The 25214-nt window shown below is 50.3% G+C and carries 22 protein-coding genes; 11 read left to right on the top strand and 11 right to left on the bottom strand.

Annotated features, from left to right (window positions below; all coding sequences use genetic code 11):
• Window positions 1-130: 130 nt before the first annotated feature.
• From pip to add, 4 genes are all read right to left on the bottom strand, one after another.
• Window positions 131-1078: a prolyl aminopeptidase gene (gene pip / locus ACZ5ZV_RS18140; RefSeq protein ID WP_464118624.1), complete on the bottom strand. Its 948-nt coding sequence runs from the start codon at window positions 1076-1078 to the stop codon at window positions 131-133.
• A 108-nt stretch (window positions 1079-1186) separates the two neighbouring features.
• The gene (gene ggt / locus ACZ5ZV_RS18135; RefSeq protein WP_464118623.1) at window positions 1187-2926 is read right to left on the bottom strand and encodes a gamma-glutamyltransferase; all 1740 of its coding nucleotides are present in this window, start codon (window positions 2924-2926) and stop codon (window positions 1187-1189) included.
• Complete coding sequence (locus ACZ5ZV_RS18130) at window positions 2926-3504, bottom strand: DUF6624 domain-containing protein (protein ID WP_464118622.1); 579 nt, start codon at window positions 3502-3504, stop codon at window positions 2926-2928. The genes ggt and ACZ5ZV_RS18130 overlap by 1 nt, the downstream gene beginning before the upstream one ends.
• Window positions 3501-4526, bottom strand: coding sequence for an adenosine deaminase (add, locus tag ACZ5ZV_RS18125; protein WP_464118621.1), 1026 nt, complete (start codon window positions 4524-4526; stop codon window positions 3501-3503). Before add ends, ACZ5ZV_RS18130 begins: the two co-directional genes overlap by 4 nt.
• Before the next feature lie 37 nt (window positions 4527-4563).
• On the opposite strand from add, the gene ACZ5ZV_RS18120 reads away from it, so the two are divergent.
• The 3 genes from ACZ5ZV_RS18120 to ACZ5ZV_RS18110 all read left to right on the top strand — a co-directional run bounded on the left by ACZ5ZV_RS18120 (window position 4564) and on the right by ACZ5ZV_RS18110 (window position 8230).
• On the top strand, window positions 4564-6579 hold the full coding sequence (locus ACZ5ZV_RS18120; protein ID WP_464118620.1) for a transketolase C-terminal domain-containing protein: 2016 nt from the start codon (window positions 4564-4566) through the stop codon (window positions 6577-6579).
• A 170-nt stretch (window positions 6580-6749) separates the two neighbouring features.
• On the top strand, window positions 6750-7847 hold the full coding sequence (locus tag ACZ5ZV_RS18115) for a hypothetical protein (RefSeq protein WP_464118619.1): 1098 nt from the start codon (window positions 6750-6752) through the stop codon (window positions 7845-7847).
• A complete protein-coding gene (locus tag ACZ5ZV_RS18110) occupies window positions 7844-8230 on the top strand; it encodes a putative hemolysin (protein ID WP_464118618.1) in 387 nt (128 codons plus the stop codon). Before ACZ5ZV_RS18115 ends, ACZ5ZV_RS18110 begins: the two co-directional genes overlap by 4 nt.
• 56 nt (window positions 8231-8286) lie before the next feature.
• Here the strand turns inward: ACZ5ZV_RS18110 and ACZ5ZV_RS18105 are convergent, their stop codons facing one another.
• Window positions 8287-8691 carry a hypothetical protein gene (locus tag ACZ5ZV_RS18105; protein WP_464118617.1) on the bottom strand — a complete coding sequence of 135 codons (405 nt, stop codon included), beginning with the start codon at window positions 8689-8691 and terminating at the stop codon, window positions 8287-8289.
• An 84-nt stretch (window positions 8692-8775) separates the two neighbouring features.
• On the opposite strand from ACZ5ZV_RS18105, the gene ACZ5ZV_RS18100 reads away from it, so the two are divergent.
• On the top strand, window positions 8776-8919 hold the full coding sequence (locus ACZ5ZV_RS18100) for a hypothetical protein (protein ID WP_464118616.1): 144 nt from the start codon (window positions 8776-8778) through the stop codon (window positions 8917-8919).
• Here the strand turns inward: ACZ5ZV_RS18100 and ACZ5ZV_RS18095 are convergent.
• Window positions 8916-9413 carry a chemotaxis protein CheW gene (locus ACZ5ZV_RS18095; protein ID WP_464118615.1) on the bottom strand — a complete coding sequence of 166 codons (498 nt, stop codon included), beginning with the start codon at window positions 9411-9413 and terminating at the stop codon, window positions 8916-8918. The genes ACZ5ZV_RS18100 and ACZ5ZV_RS18095 overlap by 4 nt on opposite strands.
• Before the next feature lie 267 nt (window positions 9414-9680).
• Between ACZ5ZV_RS18095 and ACZ5ZV_RS18090 the strand changes: the two genes are divergently transcribed.
• From ACZ5ZV_RS18090 to ACZ5ZV_RS18075, 4 genes are all read left to right on the top strand, one after another.
• Window positions 9681-11720, top strand: coding sequence for a chemotaxis protein CheA (locus ACZ5ZV_RS18090; protein WP_464118614.1), 2040 nt, complete (start codon window positions 9681-9683; stop codon window positions 11718-11720).
• Complete coding sequence (locus ACZ5ZV_RS18085) at window positions 11717-12589, top strand: CheR family methyltransferase (protein ID WP_464118613.1); 873 nt, start codon at window positions 11717-11719, stop codon at window positions 12587-12589. Before ACZ5ZV_RS18090 ends, ACZ5ZV_RS18085 begins: the two co-directional genes overlap by 4 nt.
• A gap of 14 nt (window positions 12590-12603) precedes the next feature.
• Entirely contained in the window at window positions 12604-13665 is a 1062-nt protein-coding gene (locus ACZ5ZV_RS18080) for a protein-glutamate methylesterase/protein-glutamine glutaminase (RefSeq protein WP_464118612.1), read from the top strand.
• 195 nt (window positions 13666-13860) lie between these two features.
• Entirely contained in the window at window positions 13861-15888 is a 2028-nt protein-coding gene (locus ACZ5ZV_RS18075; RefSeq protein ID WP_464118611.1) for a prolyl oligopeptidase family serine peptidase, read from the top strand.
• A 30-nt stretch (window positions 15889-15918) separates the two neighbouring features.
• Here the strand turns inward: ACZ5ZV_RS18075 and ACZ5ZV_RS18070 are convergent, their stop codons facing one another.
• Window positions 15919-16680 carry a cyclic nucleotide-binding domain-containing protein gene (locus tag ACZ5ZV_RS18070; RefSeq protein ID WP_464118610.1) on the bottom strand — a complete coding sequence of 254 codons (762 nt, stop codon included), beginning with the start codon at window positions 16678-16680 and terminating at the stop codon, window positions 15919-15921.
• Window positions 16681-16827: 147 nt separating this feature from the next.
• Window positions 16828-18033: a CCA tRNA nucleotidyltransferase gene (locus tag ACZ5ZV_RS18065; RefSeq protein WP_464118609.1), complete on the bottom strand. Its 1206-nt coding sequence runs from the start codon at window positions 18031-18033 to the stop codon at window positions 16828-16830.
• Window positions 18034-18185: 152 nt separating this feature from the next.
• On the opposite strand from ACZ5ZV_RS18065, the gene ACZ5ZV_RS18060 reads away from it, so the two are divergent.
• From ACZ5ZV_RS18060 to ACZ5ZV_RS18050, 3 genes are all read left to right on the top strand, one after another.
• Window positions 18186-19001, top strand: coding sequence for an alpha/beta fold hydrolase (locus ACZ5ZV_RS18060; RefSeq protein WP_464118608.1), 816 nt, complete (start codon window positions 18186-18188; stop codon window positions 18999-19001).
• Window positions 19002-19066: 65 nt separating this feature from the next.
• Window positions 19067-20713, top strand: coding sequence for a DEAD/DEAH box helicase (locus tag ACZ5ZV_RS18055; RefSeq protein WP_464118607.1), 1647 nt, complete (start codon window positions 19067-19069; stop codon window positions 20711-20713).
• 100 nt (window positions 20714-20813) lie between these two features.
• Window positions 20814-22049, top strand: a complete 1236-nt coding sequence (locus tag ACZ5ZV_RS18050) for an ISL3 family transposase (RefSeq protein ID WP_464117565.1) — start codon at window positions 20814-20816, stop codon at window positions 22047-22049.
• Between the two features lie 85 nt (window positions 22050-22134).
• Here the strand turns inward: ACZ5ZV_RS18050 and ACZ5ZV_RS18045 are convergent, their stop codons facing one another.
• The 3 genes from ACZ5ZV_RS18045 to ACZ5ZV_RS18035 form a co-directional block, all read right to left on the bottom strand.
• Window positions 22135-22806 carry an ankyrin repeat domain-containing protein gene (locus ACZ5ZV_RS18045; protein ID WP_464118606.1) on the bottom strand — a complete coding sequence of 224 codons (672 nt, stop codon included), beginning with the start codon at window positions 22804-22806 and terminating at the stop codon, window positions 22135-22137.
• A gap of 12 nt (window positions 22807-22818) precedes the next feature.
• The gene (locus ACZ5ZV_RS18040) at window positions 22819-24126 is read right to left on the bottom strand and encodes a D-alanyl-D-alanine carboxypeptidase (protein WP_464118605.1); all 1308 of its coding nucleotides are present in this window, start codon (window positions 24124-24126) and stop codon (window positions 22819-22821) included.
• Between the two features lie 137 nt (window positions 24127-24263).
• Window positions 24264-25178: a hypothetical protein gene (locus ACZ5ZV_RS18035; RefSeq protein ID WP_464118604.1), complete on the bottom strand. Its 915-nt coding sequence runs from the start codon at window positions 25176-25178 to the stop codon at window positions 24264-24266.
• Window positions 25179-25214 lie beyond the last annotated feature (36 nt).

Raw genomic sequence — 25214 nt, 5'->3', positions numbered from 1 at the left:
TCCCCCCGGATTACGACCTGCAAGCTCTGCAGTTCGTGGGCTGAATAAACCCCATTTTGGCACCACATGACAAGATGATAATACTAATGAGAAACATAAGGGGGACTTATCCCCCTTAGGCTTGAAAGACTTACAGGTTTTTGAAGCTGTCGGTGGCTTCAATCAAAGCTGAACGAGTTCCGGGCTCGGCCGCCGCATGGCCTGAGTCAGGAATGATTGTAAATTTTGCCTCCGGCCAGGCCTTATGAAGCTCCCACGCAGAGGTGGCCGGGCAGACCACATCGTAACGGCCTTGAACAATGACCCCGGGGATATGGCGGATTTTATCCACGTTTTCCAGGATCCAGTTATTGGTTGTGAAGAAGGCGTTATTGGTAAAGTAATGGCATTCGATACGGGCAAAGCTCAAGGCATATTCCGGATCATCGAATTCATCCACGGCTTTAGGGTCCACGATCAGGCGGGAGGTGGCGGCTTCCCACTTGCTCCACGCCTTGGCCGCTTCCAGGCGGATGTCGGCATTTTCGTGGGTCAGGCGTTTGTAGTAAGCTGCAACCAGATCATGGCGTTCGTTCTGCGGAATGGGCTTGAGGTATTCATCCCACACATCCGGGAAGATGTTGGAAGCACCCTCTTGATAGAACCATTTGATTTCAGAAGGACGGCACAGGAAGATTCCGCGCAGAACCAGGGCTTTTACGCGGTCAGTGTGAGTGATTGCATAAGTCAGTGCCAGGGTTGAACCCCAGCTCCCGCCGAAGACCACCCATTTGTCGATCTTCAACATCTCGCGAATGGTTTCAATGTCTTTCACTAGGTCCCACGTGGAATTTTCACGCAGTTCTGCGCAAGGAGTGGACTGACCGCTGCCACGCTGGTCGAACAAAATTATTCGGTAGGCCTTTGGATCAAAGAAACGCCGGTGATCCGGCGCAACACCGCCACCTGGTCCCCCGTGCAGAAAGACGACGGGTTTTCCCTGGGGGTTGCCGCATTCTTCCCAGTAAAGGGTGTGGATATCAGAAACTTTCAGCATGCCTTTGTTGTAAGGCTCGATGGCTGGATAAAATTCGCGCATATTAACCTCGCTGTGAGAGACAAAAAGCCTCTCGCAGATTAGTCTTTAAGTCAAAATGCGCGGAGCCGAAAAGAAGGGGTTGAGAATCAACCCCGATCCAGAGGGAGCTTATTTGGCAATACTGGTGCCGATATCGCGGGGATCAGCCACGCCGTGCAATTTGTCGCCTTCCTTGGTCACGGCCATCACGTTGCATGGAATAGGTTCCACGCGAACGTCATAGCCCATGTCCTTCAGTTCTTTCAGCACTTCAGGTCTTGGTCCTGGAGGATCAATGAACAGCACATCGGGTTGCCATTGCTGGTGATAGCGAACCATCGCGACAGAGTCATAAAGCGGAAGTTTGAACTCCACATAATTCAGGATGGTCTGGGCCACGCAACTGATGATGCGAGTCCCGCCGGGTGCTCCCACAGCCATCACGGGCTTATTATTTTCCAGCAAGATCGTCGGTGACATGCTGCTGAGGGGAGTTTTGCGGGGTGCGATGGCGTTGGGTTTACCACCGATGGCGCCGAACAAGTTGGAGGCTCCGACTTGAGCGGCGAAATCATCCATTTCGTTGTTGAGCACAATCCCGGTTCCTGGCGCCACAATGGCGGCACCCATCCAGCCGTTGATGGTTTGCGTGGAAGCCACGGCATTGCCCTGATTGTCGATCATGGACATATGAGTGGTGTCAGTGGATTCATATTTCAGAGGATCGCCACCATACACTTCCGAAGCTTTGCGGGCGCGTTTTTCTTCAAACTGGGAACGGCGTTGTTTGAGATAATCCTGCGACAGCAAGCCTTCCACCGGGACGTGGCCGAAGTCAGGATCACCCAGATAAACGGCACGATCTGCAAATGCGGACTGCAGGGCCGAAGCCGCCAAATGAATGGACTTGGTGGAAAGGGGACCGGCTTTGGCCAAAGAATCCTCCTCGAGCAAATCCAGGAACTGAATCACATGCACACCGCCGGAACTTGGAGGTGGCATGGAGATCACCTCAAACTTGCCGACTTTGCCTTCAACGGGTTTTCTGAATTTAACCTCGTAGGTGTCGAAATCTTTTTGGGTCAGCAGTCCCTTTCTTTGTTTGGAAAGTTTCAGGATGGAGTTTGCAACAGGGCCTTTGTAGAAACCGTCTTTACCTTTTTCGGCAATGAGTCTGAGTGTCTTTGCCAGATCCTTTTGCACAAGTTTTGTGCCGATCGGGGGAACTTGTCCGTCCTTGGTCAGGAAGATGGCTTTAGCGGCGGGATCCTTGGCAAGAACGTCCGCGCGGTCCATCAGGGCTCGGTGAAACTCAGGATAAATATCAAAACCGTTTTCAGCCAGATCAATAGCTGGTTGCATGATGGTTTTCAAAGGTAAAGAGCCGAATCTTTTGTGAATCTCCAAAAGACCTGCCACCATTCCCGGAACAGCGACAGCCAGGATGCCATCTTGAGAAAGTTTGGAATCCGCTTTGCCGTCTTTTCCGATGTACATGTTCTGTGTGGCTTTTAGTGGGGCGCGTTCGCGGAAGTCGATGGCATAGGTGTCTCCGGTTTTTGCTTCATGGAACATCATAAAGCCGCCACCGCCGATGCCTGTGGATTGCGGGCGCTCAACTGAAACAGTGAATGATGCCGCCACGGTCGCATCGATGATATTCCCGCCCAGATTAAACATTTTCTCTGCCGCCTGGCTGGAGTATCGCCCTTGGGTGGAAATGGCGAACTGGGTGCCGAAGGCCTCCGCCGTGGCGCGGTCGGGACGCTCTTGAGAAGTGCGAATGACCTGGTTTTGAATTGGTTTCGTGCTTTGACAACTGAGAGTCAAAACAGAAAGTGACAGCACGAGCAGCTTTGTTGTTTTCATCAGGCTTTCCTCCAACCTGTTTTATGAGTCCATTCAATGAATTCTTTGTGTCGTTTCATGGGATCGGGTGGGTGATAGTCGCCGTCCATGGGCGTGATCACCAGAGTTTCCAAAGGCGAAAGACCCATCTCGGCTCGGCGGGTGTTAAGAAGTTCTTCGTCCTCTACATCCGTAACGCGCAGGATTCCGTTTTCGTCCCAGTCGGCATTGGTGCCATAGATCTGTTTTCGGCCTTCGTAAAACCGAATGCGATCTATCATAAAGGCCACGTAGGACTTGGGAACTTGGCCGGCCTTTGCAAGATCGGTCAACACCGGTTCCTGTGCGCGCATGAATTCGGGCCAACTGATCGCATGCAGAATTATTCTTAAGGCCGCAGTGCAGGCCTCTTCACCCACCAGTGGAATTGTCGGGAAGCCATTTTTTTCGATCAATTCCTGCAGGCGGTGGGCATTGCGCAGATGAATCTTTTCCATCTGCGGGTGATAGCCGTGAAAAAGCTCGCCCGTACTGGCCAGGACTTCCCGCACGGCTTCGTCTTCTCTGATCAGATGAAGAATTTCTTCTGCATAGGTCATCCGAAGAACTCCGCCATCAGACGATTTTTTTCTTGTTCCGGGAAGAAGCTGGCGTCAAAGGCGATTTGATTGCAGCGATGGAATTCAGCCGCCGTGAATCCATGCACGCGGTGAAGAACCTCATAGTCATCACTCAGGCAGGTGGCAAAGACACCTGGGTCATCCGAGTTGATCGTCACCAAAACCCCGGCATTCATCAGTTGGCGAATCGGATGGGTTTCATAGGTTGGGAAGGACTGGGTCAGGTAGTTGCTGATCGGGCAGACTTCCAACGGAATGCGACGGTCCTTCACAAACTCGAGCACAGAGGGGTTGTTGATAATTTGAATCCCGTGGCCGATGCGTTCCGCCCCCAGGATCTCGATACTGTCGCGAACCCAGGACGCGGACTGTGGCTGTGGGGTTTCGCCAGAATGAACCGTGATACGCAGGCCTGCTTTCTTGGCTTTCTGAAAAAGGGGAGCAAATGTTTTCGGGTCAAAACCCTCTTCATTGTCCGCCAGATCCAGAGCCAAAAAGCTGTCCTTGTTGTCGATGGCGAAATCCACGACCTTTTCCGCGATCTCATAAGATTTGATCCTTTGAATGATGCAAATCAGTCCGATAAGCATAGGGAACTGCTTGCGTGCTTTATCGATGCCTTTTAGCAACGAGCGGTGGATTTTCTCAAAAGTCAGGGATTTGTGCCCGTCAGCAATAAAAGTCGGCGCATAACGCAACTCCAAAAGGCGCACGCCGTCGTTAAAAGCGTCTTCACAGGCCTCGTAGGCAACTCGGGTCAGGATCTCTTCACTGGCCAGCACCTTTTGGGCGTTCATGAATTTATTCAGCACAGATCCCAGATCTTTCATGGGGCCTGTGATCAAAAACTGATCCTTTTGTCCCTGTGAAGTGGGGGCTAAGGGAATTCCCACCTGGGGGGCCAGTTCCAAGATGGTGCTCCAACGCACTGAGCAGTCTAAATGGCGATGCAGATCCACCTTCAGGATGTCGCGAATATTGTGAGAATAAAGCCTTTCCATTTGATGTTCCTCGCTGTGGGCAGTAAAACTATATCCTATGACAGAACCTATTCAGATCAAAACAAAACTCGCAGGCAATCCTACCCAAGAACCCCAATTCAAAAGCTTTGTGAAAAGCAAAGACGGACGTCAGATTCCAGTGGCCGATCCTAACGCGACTCGCGCCCTAGTTTCTTTGATGGATATGAACGCCGTCCTTGGTGGAGCAGCTTCTCACTACGGTGGTCCTGCGGCCTTGGCTGAACTCATGTCCGCATTGCATGGACATGTTTTTGATGTGGCTCAACGCGAAGGCAAGCAGTGGTATGAGTTGTTCCATATCGTGAACGATGCGGGTCACTGTGAAAATGGTCTGTATGCCCTGAAGGCCAACTACAAAATGGCGGGTTTGACTTTGGACAGCCTGAAAAAGTTCCGCTCCATCGAAAGCGGTCTAACAGGTCACGGAGAGGTTCACTGCTTCCCTGAAGGTGTGTTTATTTCTAACGGTCCTTTGGGGTCTGCGTTCCCACAAACTCAAGGTGTCGCAATGGGTGAGGCTTTGTCCGGTCAAAATCGTGTGACAGTGACAACCATCTCTGACGGCGCCTGCATGGAAGGGGAGGCGAAAGAAGCGTTCGCTGCCATTCCGGGTTTGGCCAAAATTGGTAAGATGGGTCCTTATGTGCTGATCATCAGCGACAACAACACAAAACTGTCCGGTCGTATTGATGCGGAATCTTTCTCGATGGCTCCGACATTTGCGTCGTTGAAGGATCTGGGCTGGAATGTGATCCATCTTCCTGAAGGAAATGATCTGCAAAAGTGCTATGACACTTTGGTGACTGCGATCGAGACAGCCAAAGCCAATCCAAAAGCGCCTGTTGTGATTCATGCAAGAACCATCAAAGGGATCGGCACAAAGAAAACTGCCGAATCGGCTTCGGGCGGTCACGGTTTCCCTCTGAAAAGTCCTTCGGAGCTGCCAGCATTTTTGACAGAGATCTACAATGGCGCGGCACTGCCTGAAGTTTACAACACGTGGATTTCTGAATTGTTGAAATGGGAAGCCGATATCAAAGCCAGCGGCGTGAAAGACTCTGGCGAGAAGATCCAGGTGGGTATTTCTTCTGCGATGATTCGTGCCCGTAAGGCGGGTTTGCCGGTTCTGAGTGTGACTTCAGATCTTCCGGGCTCCACAGGGGTTGCGGGCTTCCGTAAAGAATTCCCTCAGGATTCTTTTGACGTCGGTATTGCTGAAAGTAACATGGTTTCCACAGCAGCGGGTCTTTCCAAGTTGGGTTACATCCCGGTGGTGGACACATTCGCTCAGTTTGGTGTAACCAAAGGGGCTCTGCCTTTGACGATGGGGGCTTTGTCTGAAGCGCCGATCATTGCGGTGTATTCTCACACAGGATTCCAGGATGCGGCCGACGGCGCTTCCCACCAGGCGTTAAGCTATGTGGCGATGACTTCTTCGATCCCTCATGTGGATGTTTATTCGTTGTCGTGCAGTGAAGAAGCCGACGCTTTGATGTATTCCGTGATCGAGAACTTTGCCAAAGCTCGCAAAGATGGCAAGGTTCCCAATTCAGCGGTGTTCTTCCTGGGGCGTGAAAACTTCCCTAAATCCTATGTGGCGGGTGCCACTTACGACTTGAGAAAAGCGCAGGTGCTGGCAGATACAACAGCCGGCAAAGCGAAGTCAGTGACTATCGCTACAACGGGTTCTTTGGTGCCTCAAGCTTTACAGGCGGCTAAAGATCTGGAAACCAAAGGTGTGGGTGCTGTTGTGGTGAATGCGGCTTGTGTGAACCACGTGGACGTGGCGACTTTCAAAGCGGCTTTGGGTAAAACACAAGGTCACTTGATCACAGTGGAAGATCACCAGTTGTTGGGCGGCTTTGGCCAGTTGTTGTGCCATGCCCTGCTGACGGCCGATGTGCCGATGAAAGCAAAAAGCCTGGGTGTGCAAGGTGAGTTCGGTCAGAGCGCTTATACGGCCTTGGATCTGTACCGCAAACACAAGATCGATGCGTCGGCCATCGTGGAAACAGCCGGATCTTTCTTCTAGATTAGCGCTCACGGGGCGATCTTAAAAATTGTAATGTTGAGGCCCACAGTGGAAACGCTGTGGGTTTTTTTGTATGCAAGGCTTTGGTCGCGTAAACAGAACTCGGGACTAGTAGGGTGCAAGGTCCTCGGTAAAAATAGAGAAATGAAACTGTGTTTCCCGAGGAGCCTATGAAGGTGTCGTGCATCCTGGCTTTGTTTTTTTCTGCAACTCCTGTGTGGGCGGCCACGATGCCTGCATTTACGAAGTTTGAAAAAAGCGCGTTTGCGGTTCAGCCAAAGTCTGAAGTTGTTGTGAGTATGCCGCGGGTGCAGTCTCAGGATACTCTGGGACTTTGTTATTCCTTTGCCACCTCCGCCATCTTAACTGCTGAAAACTGCCGGATTATGAAAAAAGACTGCAAGAGTCTTCCTGACTCTGAAGTCTTCTCTCCGGTGGATGTGGCCCGGTTCGGCAATCAGCCGGATGGGGAGGTGGGATTTGAGTCTTCTTATCGCGGCATTCGGGAAGGTGGGCCCGGTGCTTTCACCTTGGAAGTTGCGGGGACTTTCGTGGGCAGTTCCGCTTCGCTGGAATGCCTGTCGTTGGATAAGATCTTAGGCAAAATGGGGGGCGCGCAGTTTGGGACGGATGCTCAGTTGGCGGCGTTTAAACGCCTGCGCAAAAAGTATGATGAGTATCAGAAGATAGATAAGAACTGTCAGACGTGCCTCACGGACTTCTTTGCCACCGCCAAGACCGAAATGGATAAGGATTTCAGTCTGGATACCGATCCGACCCGATTGCTGAAGGTCTTCAGTGAGGAAACTTACGAAAAGTTCTTTGATCGCCTGATCTATCCCAAAGAATGCAGCCGAGCCAAGAATCGCGCCTATTTCGAGGGAAAAGATTCGACGGAATTAAAACTCTTCCCACAAAAGGGCCAGAAAGCAGATTATGCCAGTGCTATGGCACAAATTAAAAAGCAACTTGGCAACGGCCATCCGGTGATGATTTCCGGAATTTGCCTGAATGAAAAGTACACAAAAGATTGCTCAGTCCCCGGTGTTGAAGGTGGAAACCAGCATGCCACGGTGATTTCTGGTTATCGTCGGGTCTGTGATAAGGCCAACAAGTGCTACGACGCTCTTCAAATCCACAATAGTTGGGGACAGGCATGGCAGGATATGTATGACGGCGGCTGGGTCGATGCCGAAAGTCTTTTAAAGTACACCGGCTATGAAACCGAGATGCTGGCCTGGCTCGAAGATAAGCCAAAGGGGAAATGATGAAGAAGACGATCATAATTTTTCCGATGCTGATAGGGGCTTCGTGGGCTTCGGCTGACTTGAAAGTCTTTGATGGAAAAAGCTATCAGCCAGTCAAGGTGCAGGAGTATCAGCAGCTGAAGCTTTCAAAAAACTGCTTCAAAGGTAAGACGCCCCAGTGCGAGGCCTGGAAGGCAGCCCAGAAAAAAGCGTCCAGAACAAATCTGCCCCAGGCGTTGGGGGGAAATCCCGCGGCTCGCTATTGTCTGGATGCTGGGGGCGAGAACCGCATTGTCAAATCTGATGACGGGACGGAGTTTGACTATTGCCGATTTAAAGATGGCTCAATGATTGAATCCTGGGGGCTTTATTTCAAGTTCAGTCCGGTCAGTGTCAGAAAATAAAAAAGCCCTTGGGATTCCCAAAGGCTTTTTAGTAATGAGCTTAGCTGTGCGCGGGCTTACTTGACGGAAACTTCGCAGGCGAAAGTGCCTACTTCAGTTTGTTCGCCCAAACCCCACCAGTAAACTTTGGCAGTGTGGTCGACAACGCTGATGACCAGTTCGAACTCATAAGAACCTTCAACCCAGAAGTCATAACGAACTTCAGTGTCAGAAGCGGAACTGGATTCTCTTTCCAGTGCAGGACCGTTCATATCCAAAGTGGAGACAGAGTAGTCGCCAACGCTCAAGGACCAGTTCTTAGCATCTTCGATCAAGAGAACTGTCGGGTTCTTCTGGATGTTGAAATCGGCATTGATTTCAGGGTTTTTGGAAAGCTTGGTTGCCTGGCAGTCAAATACTCTTTGTCCTGCAAAAGAAAGGCTGGAGAAAAGCATCGCAGTCACGAAAAATACTGTTTTCATCGTCTAAGTCCTTTGTTTGATGGGCTCTTGCCTATCAAGACTTTGATGAAAAGTCTGTTTATAATTCTGTTAGCGGAATAAATCGTGAAGTTTTTTGCTGGTTCCGCGGTGGTGACGATCTGGGGGCCTGCTGCGGAGTGGACTAAGTTGCTGTATTTACTGAAAAAAGAAAGCCCGCGCTCTCGGCGCAGGCTTTCGTGGAAATTGCTGTTTTTAAGAGCTTATTAAGCCGCTTTGGCTTCGTCCTGATGGGAGAACTGCGCAATTTGACCCATTTGATCCTGGGAGAACGCCGAAACGATATCCACCAGAATAACCACTTTGTTGTCAACTTTACCCATACCACGCACGAAGGACATGGCATGTTCATTCCCCAGAACCGGAGATGGTTCGATTTGTGACTCCTGAAGATCCACAACCTCTTTAACGGAATCGACGATCATACCCACCTGACCGATGGAGGTGTCGATCACGATAATGCAAGTGTCACGAGTTGTATCTTGCGCCTGCATGCCAAATTTGATGCGTAGATTTACAACGGGAATGATTTTACCGCGCAGATTCATCACGCCCTTCACATAGTCCGGAGTTCTTGGAACAGGGGTGATTTCACCAAACTGGTTGATCTCGCGCACTGTTTCGATGGCCACGCCATATTGTTCAGACATAAGTTGGAACGTCAGATACTGGCCCGGTTTTGCTTTCATTGATACATCGCTCATTTTTATAGCCTTTCAAAGTCGTAAAGGAAGCTTGACCCTGATCTCATCGCGAAAAAGGGCGAACGACTTAAGAGGATTTCTCGAGGGGCATTAAAAAATAATATTCTCGGGTCTGGACTGCCTCATCCTGGGTCAATAGTCCTGTCAAATGTGACAACTTTTATACCTTGGGTGGAACCAGTCTCATTCTGGACCAAGGATGTAAATAGAAGACCTGCAGAGTCTCCGATAGAGGTTTGTGATTTTCTTACCTGATTTGGAGCGACCATGAGCGGTGATAATGCCTTTTTTGAAGAACTACAGATGGATTTCCTGAATGAATCCGCTTTTATGTTGGAACAGTACGAAGAGTACATGATGAGACTGGAAAACAGTGTCGATCCAGCCAAAGACCTGACAGATATCTTTCGTGTCGCCCACTCGGTAAAAGGAGGAGCCGCAGCGGTCGGTCTTGCGGATCTTTGTAAGTTCGCCCACGTGATGGAAGATCTTTTGGATCTGCTGCGTTCCCGTCCGGAACTGGTGAACTCCAATGTGATTTCCTTGCTTCTGCAATCCGGTGATGAGTTGAAGAATCGTGTGGGAGCTTTGCAGCAGGGACAGAACAATCCCTGGGATCCTTCGGCTTTGACGACTGAGCTGATCACCTTGACTGAACAGCTTTCCGGTAAAACTTCGAAGCACTCTCAGGCTTCAGCGCCTTCTGCTGACGAACCTAAGGTTGAAGCGCCTGATGATTTCTTTGCGCAGGCACCAGCAGCGGAAGCCGTGGGCCCTGCCGCTGAAGACGATGTGACTAATCACGATCTTTTAGCCGAACTTCTGGCACAATTGTCACCCGAAGATCAGGCCGAGTTCCACGCCAAAGAAGAGGCCGCAAAACGAGCGGCCAGTGAGGCAGTGCCAAAGCCGTCTCCGGTGACGGCTGTTGCGACTCCGGAGCCTGTTGTTGTTGAAAAGCCAGCTCCAGCCTTAAAGGTTGTTCCATCTGCTCCAGCGACACCAGCCCCGGCAGCCAGTGCCTCAGCAGGTAACAGTGGCGGTGGCAGCAATAAAGGCGGCAAGAACCTGAACAGCACCATCAAGGTGGACACCGGCCGTGTCGACTCTGTTTTGGATGCCGTGGGTGAGCTGGTTGTTCTGAAAAATCAATTGGTGCATGACGAAACAGTTCGCAGTGGTGTGAATCTACGTCTGGAAGCCATCGTGGATCAACTGGACAAGGCTGTGCGCGAGCTTTATGAAAAAACTCTGAGTATCCGCATGACGCCGCTGAAGTCCATGTTTATCAAAATTCAACGTATCGTTCGTGACGTGTCTTTGACTTTGGACAAACCGGTTGATTTGCAACTGATTGGTGAGGAAACCGAGGTTGAAAGAACCGTGTTTGAGCTTTTGGGGGACCCTTTGGTTCACCTTGTGCGCAACTCGATGGACCACGGTGTGGAGAAAAAAGAACTTCGCCAGGAGCGTGGCAAACCCGCAACTGCCAAAGTGGTGGTTTCTGCCAAACAATCAGGTGGTAATGTCATTATTGATATTTCTGATGACGGTGGTGGTATCAACCGCGAAAAGGTTTTGGGGAAAGCCATTGAAAAAGGCTTTGTACCTGCAGGCGTGGATCCGGCGTCCATCCCGGATGAACAGGTTTTCCAATACATCTTCTATCCGGGATTCTCTACGGCGGATAAGATCTCGGATCTGTCCGGTCGTGGTGTCGGTCTGGATGTAGTGAAATCGAATCTTGATAAAATCAATGGTAAAATCAACATCTATTCCAAAGCAGGTCAGGGAACAACTTTCCGCCTGACCATTCCATTGAGCACGGCAATCACGGATGGCATCATCGTGGCTTTGGATGGGGCTCGCTACATTCTTCCGATTCATTCGATTCGCGAAATTGTGCGTGTTCTGCCAAAGGACTACACGCATGTTTCCGGTGCAGGCAAAGTGGCCAGCATCCGCGGACATCTGCTGCCGGTGATTGATGTGACAAAAACATTGGGTTCTATTAACTGGGCCCTGAACAAGAAAGATGCGCAGTTGGCGCAACGTCGCGAAAACTCGTTAAGTGCGCGCCGTGAAGAAACCATGTTGGTGATCATCGAATCCATGACAGGTCAGATGGCGTTCCCGGTGGACGATGTTCTGGGACAGGCGCAGGTGGTTGTGAAACCAATCACCACCGGTCAGGATATTCCGGAGGTCGCGGGTGCTGCAATTCTGGGTGACGGTAAGACGGTTCTGATTTTGGAACCTGGTGCGTTGGTGAGTAATGTGTCCAAAGGTCGGGAGATCGCAGCATGACGGCTGTTAAGAAGAACGAAATTGTAGGATCTCTGTATGATTTTGAAGAGATCAAGCTTTCAGATAAGATGTTTTTGAAGTTCGCAGAGCGCATGTACAGTCTGGCAGGGGTGGATCTTCCATTGACGCCGAAGAATCATGCTCTGATTCGCAATCGTATTGTGAAGTTGCTGCGTCGTCATTCCTTGAAAAGCTATGAAGAGTACTGGTCCATGCTGGAACGGGGCGGTTCTGACCTGACGTCAGAATTTATCTCGGCACTGACGACCAATATGACGTCGTTCTATCGAGAGTCCAATCATTTTGATTTTCTTAAAAGTGTTCTGCCGGATCTGGCGAAGAAGTTCGGGGCCGATTTGCGCCTGTGGTGTGCTGCGGCCAGTACAGGGCAGGAGCCTTACACTATTGCGATGACTTTGAATGAGGCGGCTGCAGAGATGCCACCATCCACGAAACCCCGGGTGCTGGCGACAGATATTGATTTGCAGGTTCTGAAAAAAGCCTCGACAGGCACTTATGAAGATCGCGAAATGCAGGGGCTTCCTCCGGCGCAGCGTGCTCGTTACTTTGAAAAGGTCAAGGCCAACGGGGATGAATACTGGAGAGCCAAGGATCAGATTCACGACATGATTCGCTTTGCTCCGTTTAATTTGATGAATCCCAAGTACGAGTTTCAGCATAAGTTCCATGTGATCTTCTGTCGAAATGTACTGATTTACTTTGATGAGCCGACCACCAAAAGAGTCATCGACAATCTGGTGTCCTGTCTGGCGCCGGGTGGTTACTTGATCCTGGGGCACTCTGAATCAGGCAATGTGAAGCATCCTGGCTTGAAGCCCATGTCGCGCGCGGTTTATCAAAAACTTTAAAAATAGAGGCCCTTATGGCTCAGAAAATTCGTGTTTTGATTGTGGATGATTCGGCGGTGATTCGTAAGTTGCTGGAGAAGATTTTCTCCACCTGTCCGGACATCGAAGTGGTGGGGACTGCCTCAGACCCGTATATCGCTCGCGATAAGCTGGTGGCTCTGAAGCCGGATGTAATGACTTTGGATGTGGAAATGCCCCGTATGGATGGCATCAGCTTCCTGGAAAAAGTCATGCAGCACTTTCCGACTAGAACGATTATCTTTTCCAGTTTGGCGAAAACAGGCTCTGAGACCTATCTACGGGCATTGGAGGCCGGGGCGATTGAAATCATGGAAAAGCCTTCCATCGACGTCAGTCAAAGTCTGGAGTCTTTGTCCCAGTCTATTATTGAAAAAGTTAAAGCCGTTTCAAAAGCCCGCATCAATCCGGTAAAAGTTGTGGTGCCTACTGGGGCTGCAGCGGTCAAAAAGCCTGTGACTTCGTTGGCGCGCACGACGCACCAATTGTTGGCCGTGGCCTCGTCGACCGGTGGAACCGAAGCTTTGAAAGTTTTTTTAAGCGGAATGCCGGCAGATATCCCGGGAACTTTGGTGGTGCAGCACATGCCGCCGGGTTTTACCAAGTCCTTTGCTGAAAATCTGAATAAGATGTTTCCTTTCGAAGTCAAAGAGGCTGAAGAAGGGGATCAGGTTGTTCCCGGTCGTGTGTTGATTGCCCCGGGCAACTATCATATGGAAATCACGCGAAGTGGAGCGTTCTACTATGTGAAACTTCACCAGGGGCCGGCATTGCACAGTGTGCGCCCGGCGGCGGACTATCTGATGAAATCCGTGGCGAAGTTTGTTGGTAAGAATGCGATGGGTGTGGTTCTGACCGGTATGGGTAAGGATGGCGCGGAAGGTCTGTTGGAAATGAAGAATGCCGGTGCTTACACCGTGGCTCAGAACGAAGAAACCTGTGTGGTATACGGGATGCCTGCTGCAGCGGTGGCTTTAGGGGCGGCGGACAAAGTGCTGCCACTGGATCGCATCGCCAACGATCTGCTGAATCAACTGCAAGCTCGTAACGCGGCTTAAAACAATCCACAAATTTTCAGCGAAGACCCCTGCATCTTTTGCGGGGGTTTTTTATTGCCCTTTTCAGGATCTGCTTTCTAAAATGTTCGGATCGCAAGGAGCCCGTCGGTGTCCCAGAAATCTCTAGTGTTACTTTTGTCGTCTTTGTTGTTCATTGGTTGTAAATCGTCTGTGGTAAGAAATGAGGTTGAGGCTATGAATCTGAATGATCCCTATATCTGGCTTGAAGAAGTTGAAGGTCCGAAAGCTTTGGAGTTTGCCAAGGCAGAAAACAAACGCACGCTGGAGCACTTTCAGGGAACCTCGACCTACAAAGAAGTGGAGCAGGGGGTTCGCAAGATCCTGCTGGCTAAAGACCGCATTCCCGGTGTCAGTCTGAAAAAGGGCGAGCTTTACAACTTCTGGCAGGATGACAAGCATGTGCGCGGCCTGTGGCGCAAAACCACTTTGAGCAGCTACAAAACGGCTGAACCTCAATGGGATGTGATTCTGGATATTGATGCACTTGCGAAAAAGGAAAAGGAGAACTGGGTATGGAAAGGCGCCAGCACCCTGGGGCCGAAGCATGATCGTGCACTGGTGTACCTGTCCCGTGGTGGAAAAGATGCGACAGTCGTGCGTGAGTTTGACATGAACACACGACAGTTCGTCAAAGATGGTTTCAACTTACCGGAAGCCAAAGCCAATATGTCCTGGAAGGATGAAAACACTGTCTTTGTCGGAACTGATTTTGGCCCGGGCTCTTTGACTGATTCCGGCTATCCCCGCATTGTGAAGCTATGGAAGCGTGGCACGCCGTTGTCCGAAGCAACGGTTGTTCAGGAAGCAGCCCCGACAGACATGTCCGCTTATAGCTACATCATGGATGAAAATGACAAACGTTATGTTTTCCACAGCATCCGCAAAGGCTTTTACAGCAGCGCCAATTGGTATGAAGACAAAAGTGGCAACAAGATTCGCCTGCCGATGCCTGAAGATTCCGAATTCTGGGGTGTTTTTGAGGACAAGCTGTTCTTTGAACTGAAGTCCGATCTGGGCTCTTTCAAAACTGGCAGTATCGTGTTTATGCCCTTGAGTGAAATTGCAAAAGGCGAGGCTGCGCAGAAGTCTTTGAAGGCCTTGTTTGTGCCGACAGAAAAAAGATTCATTCAGGGGTTAAATCCCACGAAGAATCATATCCTTTTGCATGTAACTGATAATGTTCTGTCACGCATTGAAAAAGTGACGTTCACCTCGCAGGATACCTGGATCACGGAACCCGTGAAGCTGGGTGAAAATGGCATGGCCTACGTCACCTCTACAGAAGAGGAAAGTGACACCTATCTTGCGCAGTATGTGGATTTTCTGACGCCGACTTCCACTTATATCGGAAATGCTTCTGATAAAGGGAATCACCTGGAGCTTTTGAAAAAATCCCCCGAGCGTTTTAACAGCGAAGGGATGAAGACCGAGCGCTTTGAGGCCGTCAGTGCGGATGGAACAAAGATCCCGTACTTTGTGGTTTGCAAGAAGGATCTGAAGCTGAACGGGAAAAATCCGACACTTCTTTATGGATACGGCGGGTTTCAGTCACCGATGCAGCCTTCGTACCTCAACTTTGTTGGCAAAGTGTGGGTGGAAAAAGGTGGCGTTTATGTGCTGAGCAATCTGCGTGGCGGTGGAGAGTTTGGCCCCGCCTGGCATCAGGCAGTGCTGAAGGAAAACCGTTTCAAAGTTTATCAGGACAACATCGCCATTGCTGAAGATCTGATCCGTCGTGGATTTACGTCACCCCAGCACCTGGGGATCTCGGGTCGTTCCAACGGGGGGCTTTTGACAGGGGCTACGTTCACAACACGTCCGGATCTGTTCAATGCCGTGATCGTGGGTGTGCCGTTGTTGGACATGCTTCGCTATCACAAACTGCTGGCGGGGGCGAGCTGGATGGATGAATACGGAAACCCGGAAGAACCCAGAATGCGCGAGGCGATCTTGAAGTACTCGCCTTACCAGCGCGTGCAGAAGGATGCCAAGTATCCAGAAGTGCTGATCATGACCAGCACCAAGGACGATCGTGTTCATCCGGGTCATGCACGCAAGATGGTGGCACGTATGAAAGAACAGGGACATCCGGTTTACTATTATGAAAACATGGAAGGTGGGCACGCGGGCAGCGCCAACATCGAACAGGCCATCCTGTGGAACACGCTGGAATACAGCTATCTGTGGGAGAAGTTAAAATAAGGGCTGCCTTGCAGTCCGCTTGGTCGCGTTTTAGCCCGTCAGGGCTTTGTTGGCCTTTTTAAGGCGCTGGGACAGGGTTTTTACCAAAGCCTTGGCCCACGAAGGGCGCGCGAAGATCACGTTGTCCAAAGAGCCATTGGGGATGGCAATCAACTCCACCTCTGTGATGGCTTCGACGGTGGCGGAACGGGGTTCGTGATTGAAGTGGCCCATTTCGCCGACGAACTCGCCAGGCATGATTTCCCCGAGCATCACCTTGTCGCCATCGCTTCCTTCAGAGTAGGCGCGCAGGCTGCCTTTTTTTACGATGTAAGCCACTTCCGTGATGTCGCCTTCTTTGAAGAGAACATCACCGGGTTGCAGCTGTTTCAGTTCATACTGCGGTTGATTGGTGTCTGTCTTGGGCGAGATGATCTTTGCAACACAGTCCACCAGCGCTTTTTCGCGGTCCGGTTCCGTCAGGAACTGCACACGACCCGAAGCCACTTCGTTTTTGAAAATATCGTGATCCGCGACGTAAGACATGATGATGATGGCGATGTCGTCGTTGTTTTTCTCTTTCAGAATTTTGGAAACAATGTCAAAGCCTGACCCTTTGGGAAGATACTCATCCACCAGAACCGCTTTGGGATGAACGTTGTCGAGCTTGTATTTGGCTTCAAACCATTCCGCCCCATGAAAGACCGAGCAGTTTTCAAAATTCCGTTGCAGGCTTTCGGTGCATTTATGGATGCGCGTTTTATCGCCGCTGACAATAAGGAAAGTGTTCTTCTTTTGGTCGTTCCGTCCCATGGGTAAAACCTTCCATCGTTTTACGTGGATCTTTCAGGCAGTCCACGCTGGGTGACACTGCCTTTATTATCTGCTTTTCACAGGGGAGCTTCAATAAGTTGGTCTCAATTCAATTTGAAATGACTTGAATTGAGACTCTGAGGGAGCTTAGTGGTGGGTTTCCTCGTGTTTGGCCCGGGCGAAGGCGCCGGAACGGGAAAACTTCTCAAGCTGCTGATTCCAGAACAACATCTGCGCCGGTGACAACGAGAAGTCCATGATCGCCAGCTTCATCGCTAGCGGGAAGGCTTCGTTCATCACGAAAGCCGCCTGACGGCGTTCGCCTTTGCGGCTGTACTGCTCGATACGGTGAAGACCCTGCATGACGTGCAAGGCTTTAAAGAACACAGCGGCTTCCTGTTTGAAGATGCCCATTTCCTCTCGCATGAAGTAGGCAAGCTTTGCATCGTTGGCCAGTTCATCGTGATTCCACGGATCTTCGCCATATTGAGCTTTCATAAAGCCCATCATAAAGGCGGCAAACAGCTCCGTCGGATCATTCTTATCAATGCCGGCGATATTGATGCGAGCCATATGCAATTCAAAGGTTTCCATCTTCGCGGGGTTCACAAACACAGACTGCAAGCCCGGAAGGATCTGTTCCAGAATATGCAGATCAAACAGCTCCATGAAAGCCAGGTGTGGCTCTTTCAGGCGCATGAACTTCAGCCATTCCTCACGACGACGCGGAAGAACGGATTTTTTCAGTTCGCCACTGCAGTCAGCAATTGCTGCACGCATGCTGGATTCAATGGAAAAATGCAGTTTGTGCGACAGACGGATGGCGCGCAGAATGCGAATTGGATCTTCGATGAAGCGCTCTTTCGGATCGCCGATCATGCGCAAGACACGATTTTCGATATCCTGAATACCGCCGCAATAATCGATCAGCTTGTGAGCGCCCGGATCATAGAAGACGGCGTTGCAGGTAAAGTCGCGGCGAACTGCATCTTCCTGAACCGTTCCGAAATAGTTGTCACCTTCAATAGTGTCATCACCTTGCTCAGCCAGTTCTTCCTGGGTCACATTGCGACGGAAGGTCGCGACCTCGAACTGTTGATCACCACGCTTGACAAGCACCAGCTTGAAGCGGCGGCCGATCACGTAAGCATTGGGAACTTTTTTACGCACTTGATTGGGGTGGGCACTGGTGGCGATATCAAAATCTTTAGGATGAATCCCTACAAGCAAATCTCGAACGCAACCACCGACAAGGTAGGTTTCAAAACCGGCGTCTTGAAGGTTCCGAACAATTCTTAATGCGTAGGAGTCGATCCAGTCCTCGTGGAGCTGGGGTTTTTGTTGGGCAGTCATTGAGGGTGAATCTACATCCCTTCGCATCAAAATTCAAACGTGAATAATAAAAGACCTGCAGGACAAGTCTTTGATCTTAAGTCATTGAAATAATTGAGGGTCTTTTGAATAAATCAACATGACGGAGCGGATTTGGAGGAGTATAAAAAGTTATGTCTTACCTCAATAATTTCTACCATCATGTCTATGGCCCCGAAGACGGGCGCAAATGGGTTTTCGTTCACGGCCTTATGGGCTATGGGCAGAACTGGCGCAAGATCATTCAGGGGCTGGAGGCGACCGAGCGTTGTCTGGCGTTCGATCAACGGGGCCATGGCCGGTCTTTCCAACCGGCAGAAGGTTACAGCCCGGAAGATTATGCCGATGACCTCAGAATGATTGTGGACGAGTTGGGGTGGGATCAGTTCGTTTTGGTCGGTCATTCCATGGGAGGGCGCAATGTTTTGAACTTTGCCTCCCGGTTCCCGGAATATGTGTCCCAGTTGGTGATTGAGGACATTGGTCCAGAAGCCAACCCTCAGGCTCACGAGTATTACGAATATTTATTGAATTTGGTGCCGGCGCCGTTTGCCACCCGTGAAGAGGCCAAGCGCTATTTCTTTGAGGACTTTGTCAAAACTGCAAAGACCCGCGAGAACATCCAGGTGATGGCCAATTACTTTTATTCGAATATGACCGAGCAGCCGAATGGCACTGTCGATTGGCGCTTTTCTAAAAATGGCATTATTGATTCTGTTCGTTTGGGAAGAACGGATGAGAGATGGGACGAGGTGAAGTCCCTGAAAATGCCGACCCTGCTGGTAAGAGGAGCCAACTCCAAGGAGTTATCGCAGGAAAACTACGACAAGATGCTGGCTAGCAACCCTATGATTAAGGGCGTCGTAATCCCCGGAGCTGGACATTGGGTCCACTCAGATCAACCTCAGGCCTTTACAGAGGCGCTGAAAATGTTTGTGGGCGGCTTTTAAGCCCCTGCTTTGACTTTTAGCCTCCTGCTAAGTAGCTTGGAGGCTTCAGACCGGAGTAATGAAAGTTGAAATTCTCAGAATTGAATTTAGATTCCCTATTAGTATCTGCAATCCAAAAAATTGGCTACGATGATTGCACCCCAATCCAGGAACAGGCCATGCCTCCTGTTCTTGATGGCAAAGACGTTGCTGGTCTTGCTCAAACCGGCACTGGTAAAACAGCGGCCTTCCTGATTCCTTTGATGGAACGTATCTTGCGTGCTCGCCCGGCTCAGGGTGAAGTCTCTGAAGAACAAAAAGCCGTGATTGAAAAACGCGCTTTCGCGGACTGGAAACCTCAGAATTTTATTCTGATTCTTGTTCCAACCCGTGAATTGGCAGAGCAAGTTCAGGACAACATTAACAAGTTGAGCGTGGATTCAGGCCTTCGCGGCTTTGCGATCTACGGTGGGACTGGTTACGATAAACAAAAAGAGGCGCTAAAAAACGGTGTTGAGTTTATCGTGGCAACCCCAGGCCGCTTGATTGACCTGTACAAAGAGCACCTTGTTGATTTGAAACAAGTTCGTGCGATTGTTTTCGACGAAGCCGACCGTATGTTCGACATGGGTTTCAAGGACGACATGAAATACATCCTGCAACGTGTTCCTCGTGAACGTCAGTTGCTGGTGTTCAGTGCGACTTTGAACTTTGATGTTTTGAACACGATTTACCAGTTCGGTTCCGAGCCGGTTGAAATCAACATCAGTCGTGACCAGGCCAAAGCAGAAAACGTGAAAGACCAGATTTTCCACGTGGGAAGCGATGAAAAGCCTCAGCACCTTTTGTCTTTGCTGAAAGTGCATAATCCCAAACAAGCCATCATCTTCACGAACTTTAAAATGAGCGTGGAAAGAATTGCGAAGTTCCTGACTGAAAACGGAATTCCGGCGATGGCGATTTCCAGCCTTTTGACTCAAGCTCAGCGCAACCGCGTGATTGAACAATTCAAGGCTGAAAACGACATGAACATTCTTGTTGCTACAGACGTTGCGGCTCGCGGTCTGGACATCAAGGGTGTGGACATGGTTGTGAACTTCGAGCTTCCGATGGACTCTGAATCCTATGTTCACCGTATTGGCCGCACTGGTCGTGCGGGTACAACGGGTCAGGCGTTTTCTTTGGTGGGTGACAAAGATATCGAATCTTTGGCTCGTATCGAAGACTATTTGAAACACAAAATCGAAGTGGGCTATCTGGAAAATGACCAGCTGGTCAAAGAATTCAAACCGATGTCTTCCCACTTCGAAGGTCATTATCCAAAGTCTTTGGATCGTGCACGTGCGCCTCGTGAAGGCGGCCGTGGTGGTGACAGAGGCCCGCGCCGTGAAGGCGACCGTGGCCCTCGCCGTGAACGCGGTGATCGCGGACCTCGTCCAGAGCGTGGTCCACGTCCAGAAGGGCAGCAGAAGTCTGCGCAGGCCGGTGGTCAAGGCCAAGGTCAACCAGGCCGTCAGGACAACCGTCCGAAAAGACAGCATGAAGGCGGACCAAAACGTCAGCACGACCAAAAACGTGGTGAGCAGAAACCAAGACACGAACAGCAGGCTCGCAAGCCGCACGGTCAACCGCAACAACGTCAGGGAGCTTCTGCCAAGAAAAGAGTTCCAGTGGCGGCGCAAAAATCCATCGGCCAAAAGGTCGCAGGATTCTTCAAGCGTCTGTTCTCTTAATCCTTTCCCGGGATTAAAAAAAGAGGGTATTCCGAGTTTTTTGTGGGTAGCCCGGCGCGCACGAATTGAATTCGCTTAATTTATGAGCTTCGATTTTCGGATGAGAAATCCATCCGATTCACACCAGTTGTTCGAGCAGCTTCTCGGTCTTGTGCCGCCGTGGTCAGTCACTAACGTCAACCTTGATACCGTAAATCGTCTCGTCGAGGTTGATGTCGAGTGGTCGAAAGGCCACGAGCCGGAGTGCCCCGAGTGCGGGCGATCGTGTTCGATCAAAGATCACCGCGAGGAGCGCAGGTGGCGGCATTTGGACACGATGCAATTTCAAACGATCATTCGCTCACGTGTACCAAGATCAGATTGCAAGGAGCATGGGGCGAAGACAATCAACGTCCCATGGGCTGGTCCGAACTCTCGCTTCACTCTGCTTTTTGAGAGGCTCGCGATTGACGTCATGATTGCCGCCAAGAGCCTCAAAGAGGCGGCAAGGCTTTTAGGGCTTTCGTGGGACCAGGTCCATCACATCCAAAAGCGCGCGGTCGAACGCGGTCTTGAGCGTCGCAAGCTTGATGAGATCAAACACGTCGGTATCGATGAGAAAAGTTTTTTGAAAGGTCACAAGTACGCCTCACTGATGACCGACATCGGTGGTGCACGCGTTCTAGATGTCGTCGAAGGCAGAACACTTGAGGCCACAGACTCACTCTGGCAGAAGCTTCCAGAGGAGACGAGATCCGGCATCGATGCTGTTGCGATGGATATGTGGGACGCCTTCATCACGTCAACAAAGACGAATGCGCCCCAAGCCGACATCGTGCACGACAAGTTCCACATCTCAAAATACTTGGGCGATGCGGTCGACAAAGTGAGGCGCCAAGAGCATCGGGCGTTTATGAAAGACGATGTCGAGACACTCAAAGGTGCGAAATATCTGTTTCTGAAAAACCCCGAGAACATGAGCGATGCCGAGACCTCTCGGTTCAACGAGCTTCGCATGGATAAACTTAAATCAGGGCGAGCGTGGTCGATGAAGGAGATGTTCTCGGAGTTTTGGAGCTACACGTATCAAGCTTCGGCGAGAAAGTTCTTCGACCGATGGTATTGGTGGGCGACGCACTCCAGGCTTAAACCGATGAGCGACGTCGCCAAGCTCATGCGCCGGCATCTCGACAACATCTTGACCTACTTACGCCACCACATCACCAACGCGATGATGGAGGGGTTCAACTCGAAGATCCAATCCATCAAAGCCAATGCTCGTGGCTTCAGAAACTTTGCCAACTACCGAATCGCGATCTTGTTCTACTGCGGAAAACTTGAACTCTACCCGGCGTAAGGGCACAAGAACCTCGGAAGAACCAAAAAAGAAAAAGCCTGCTCCGAACGGATGCAGGCTTTTTTATTTTCAATGACTCTAAGTTTTACTTCTTAATTTTTTTGGCTAAAAGAGCCGTCGTGTCTGCATTGCTGGCTTCTTTTGCCACATCCAACGCAGTCTGACCTTTGGAGTTTTTCAGCTTCAGGTTCGCACCGTGTTTGATCAGGAACTGAATGTCTTCAGGTGTTCCATAGCGGGCTACCGAGAACAAAGCTGTTTCGCCCAGTTTATTGGTTTTGTTGATCAGAGCCTTGTTCTTTTTCAGAATGATTTCTGCCGTCTTCTTGTCGTTGGCGGCAGCTCTCATGAATAAAGTGTCCTGCTCGTCACCGGCGACGGTAATATCCACGTTGGCACCAGCGGCGATCAGGGCCTGAGCCACTTCATAGTTGTCATTGGTGACAGCAAAAGCCAGAGCTGTTTCGCCACCGTTATTTTTTAGTTCCAGTTTCACTTTCTTAGAAAGAAGAAACTTGACGATATCCAGGTTCCCGCCCATGGACGCCATCATCAAAGGTGTCATGCCGGTGCTGTCCTGGGCGTTAAGGTCGATTTTATTTTTCGTCAGCAAGGACTTCACTTTGGCAAGATCACCTTGCTCAGCAGCCTCGTTCAGAGCCGCGGAAGCCTTGCCGGTTCCGGCAAAGGCTGTTCCGTGAAGAAGTCCGGCGAAGAAGAAGATCAGCGCAGCCAGGACCATGGATTTCTTGCTCATAAATCACCTTCTCTATTTTTTCGCAACCACAGCTGGCGCAGCTGCGGCTACGAGATAAGATTTAGCATCAAATGGCAGAGGCAACTGCTCGGTGTAGCTGATTCTTTTCGGGCCACCGTTGGTGTTGATCAGCTGAGCCACTTTGTTTTTGATTTGCTGGCTGGCAACACCCCAGTCAGAACGATTTTTGTCCTGATCGGTATGCATAAGCACCGCAAAATAAATCTCACCATTTTTAGTGGAAATACTGCCAGCCAGAGTCTTGGCTTTGTTCACGCTGCCTGTCTTTGCAATCGTGGAGGCTGACATGACGCCGCTGTAGTTCTTAACTGTGGAATCACGATCTTTCCCGGCAACAGCCATCACATCACTTAAATCATATCCTTTTTCAGCCAGTTTTTTATCAAGACGATAAAGAACCTTCACCATCATTTCACAAGTGGCTTCGTTGTAAATTGGTCTGGCAACGGAACCTTCGTTGTTTCCGGAACCATTGTAGAAGACGATGTCTTCATCGCTGGCTGCCAAAGTTGTCTTTACATACTGTTCAAATTTATCAGTGCCACCCAGATTCCAGAACAGGGTGTCTGCGATATAGTTATTGGACTGATTGTTCATTCTTTTTAGAATGGAACGAAGAGGTGCCGATCTCAAAAGAACTGTTTTTGTTTGCGCATCTTTTTTGAATGTTGCTTTGGGAACATAAGCGACGTTGCGAATACTGAGGCTTGGCAACGATTCCATTTTAACGCCGATACGGGCCGCTTTGGATTTAAGCGACTGGTACATCAAAGGTTGCACAGCCGTGCCCAAAGCATTGATGATCGTACTGCGCACGACAGAGGCTTGTTGTTCCACCGTTTCGTATTTAGGAGTCGTGCCGGCCACCAAAGGTTTTTCCTCGGCCTTCCAGGTCAGAAGGAAGTTTTCATCGAACGTCATCTTCTCCACTTTTTTGATTTTCATGCGGTTGAGCTCTGAAATCAGGAAGTAGCTAAGATTGCGACCGAACATAGGGTCGCGGCTGCCTTCAATATGAATGTCCACTGAACCATTGGCTGTCGGGGTGATGTGGAGTTTGGTTGTATAGCGGTAGTCAGGCCCAAGACGATCAATGGCCCAAAGTGCGGTTACGACTTTTGAAATCGACGCCAGTGGGAACTTATCATCCTTGTTCTTGTCACCTTGAACAGCACCTTGAGTTGAATTCGCAGCCATGTGGCACATAGAATTCAGATAGACCTTGGCAGATGCCGCGGAACTAATCAGGAGCGTACCAACAGAAACGTGCAGTATTTTTTTGGTTAGACCTGTAAACATCAACAACCTCTCCTTTGAGACAATCCGGTTATTTCACAATCCGTACCAACATGAGATCCTCCTCAGCCACCTCAGAATCAACGAAGATGTCCATCCCGTTGACGAAGGTGCCCCAATTTGTCGGCACCTTGGGGGAGCTAAGGGGAACACCCGTGCAGGGTGCCCAGAGTCTTATGCAGGCTTTGCTCTGACTTATATATGGAAAGGGCATTTTGAACCTTTTCCAGATGAGATCCCGCATCCTGATTCACCCGGATCAGGGTTATCAGTTTTTGGGCTTCAATCGAGGCAATCTGTTCCGACCTGGTCAGGTTAAGGGAAGGATACGCCTGCTTGACGTCAGCCATTTCAACGGAGCTGAACTCGGGAAGAGTGGGGTCCGTTCCAATATAGACGAAGGCTGTTTGCAGAGACTCTTCCCCGCAGATGACATCCAAGTCAGAGCGCCAGAGATATTCGGCCATCATAATGTTTTCAGCCTTCAAGGCTCTTTGTAACAAAGAGCGGAAGCGTGCATTTTCCGGGCGCAGAATCGTGTTCAGGGTCATCTCCGAGATACGCATGGAATCGGGGATTTCGAAACCTGGATCAGCTGTCAGGTGGTGTTCGGCGTAAATGGCTTTTACGGTGTCCGACTGAAGATAAACTCCGCGAGCCAGGTTAATATAGAAGGTCGAAGGTTTGACCTTAAATTCGATCAGCATTTTTCCGTAACTTTCAGAAACACTGGGATCAATGGCAAGATAAAGCCCTTCCCCAGCAAAAAGCCCTTTGGCAGCGGAGGCCGGAGCCCAGAACTTTGAGGTCGCATATGAAATGCGGTCTAGCATAATCTTTCGTCGTCCCTCGGGAGAGGTCATTAAGGCCTGAGTGGAGCTGTCCTCTTCACGGTAGATATCAAAGTAATGATACAGGCGCTGTTCTTGTCCGAACTGAATCTTGGCAGCACGCAGGTCGCGGGCCAAAAGTGCTTCCGCCGAAAGCGCCAGGGCGTGGGAGGCGAAGGTCAGGCTCACGGCCGCAAATGCCAGGAATCTTCCAATCTTAATCATAGATAAGCTCACTCTCTTTGAATCTGTTTTAAGTGA

The organism is Bdellovibrio sp. HAGR004, assembly GCF_055397015.1.
The sequence above is the reverse complement of the archived record's forward strand: the minus strand, read 5'-3'. Positions and strand labels throughout refer to the sequence as shown.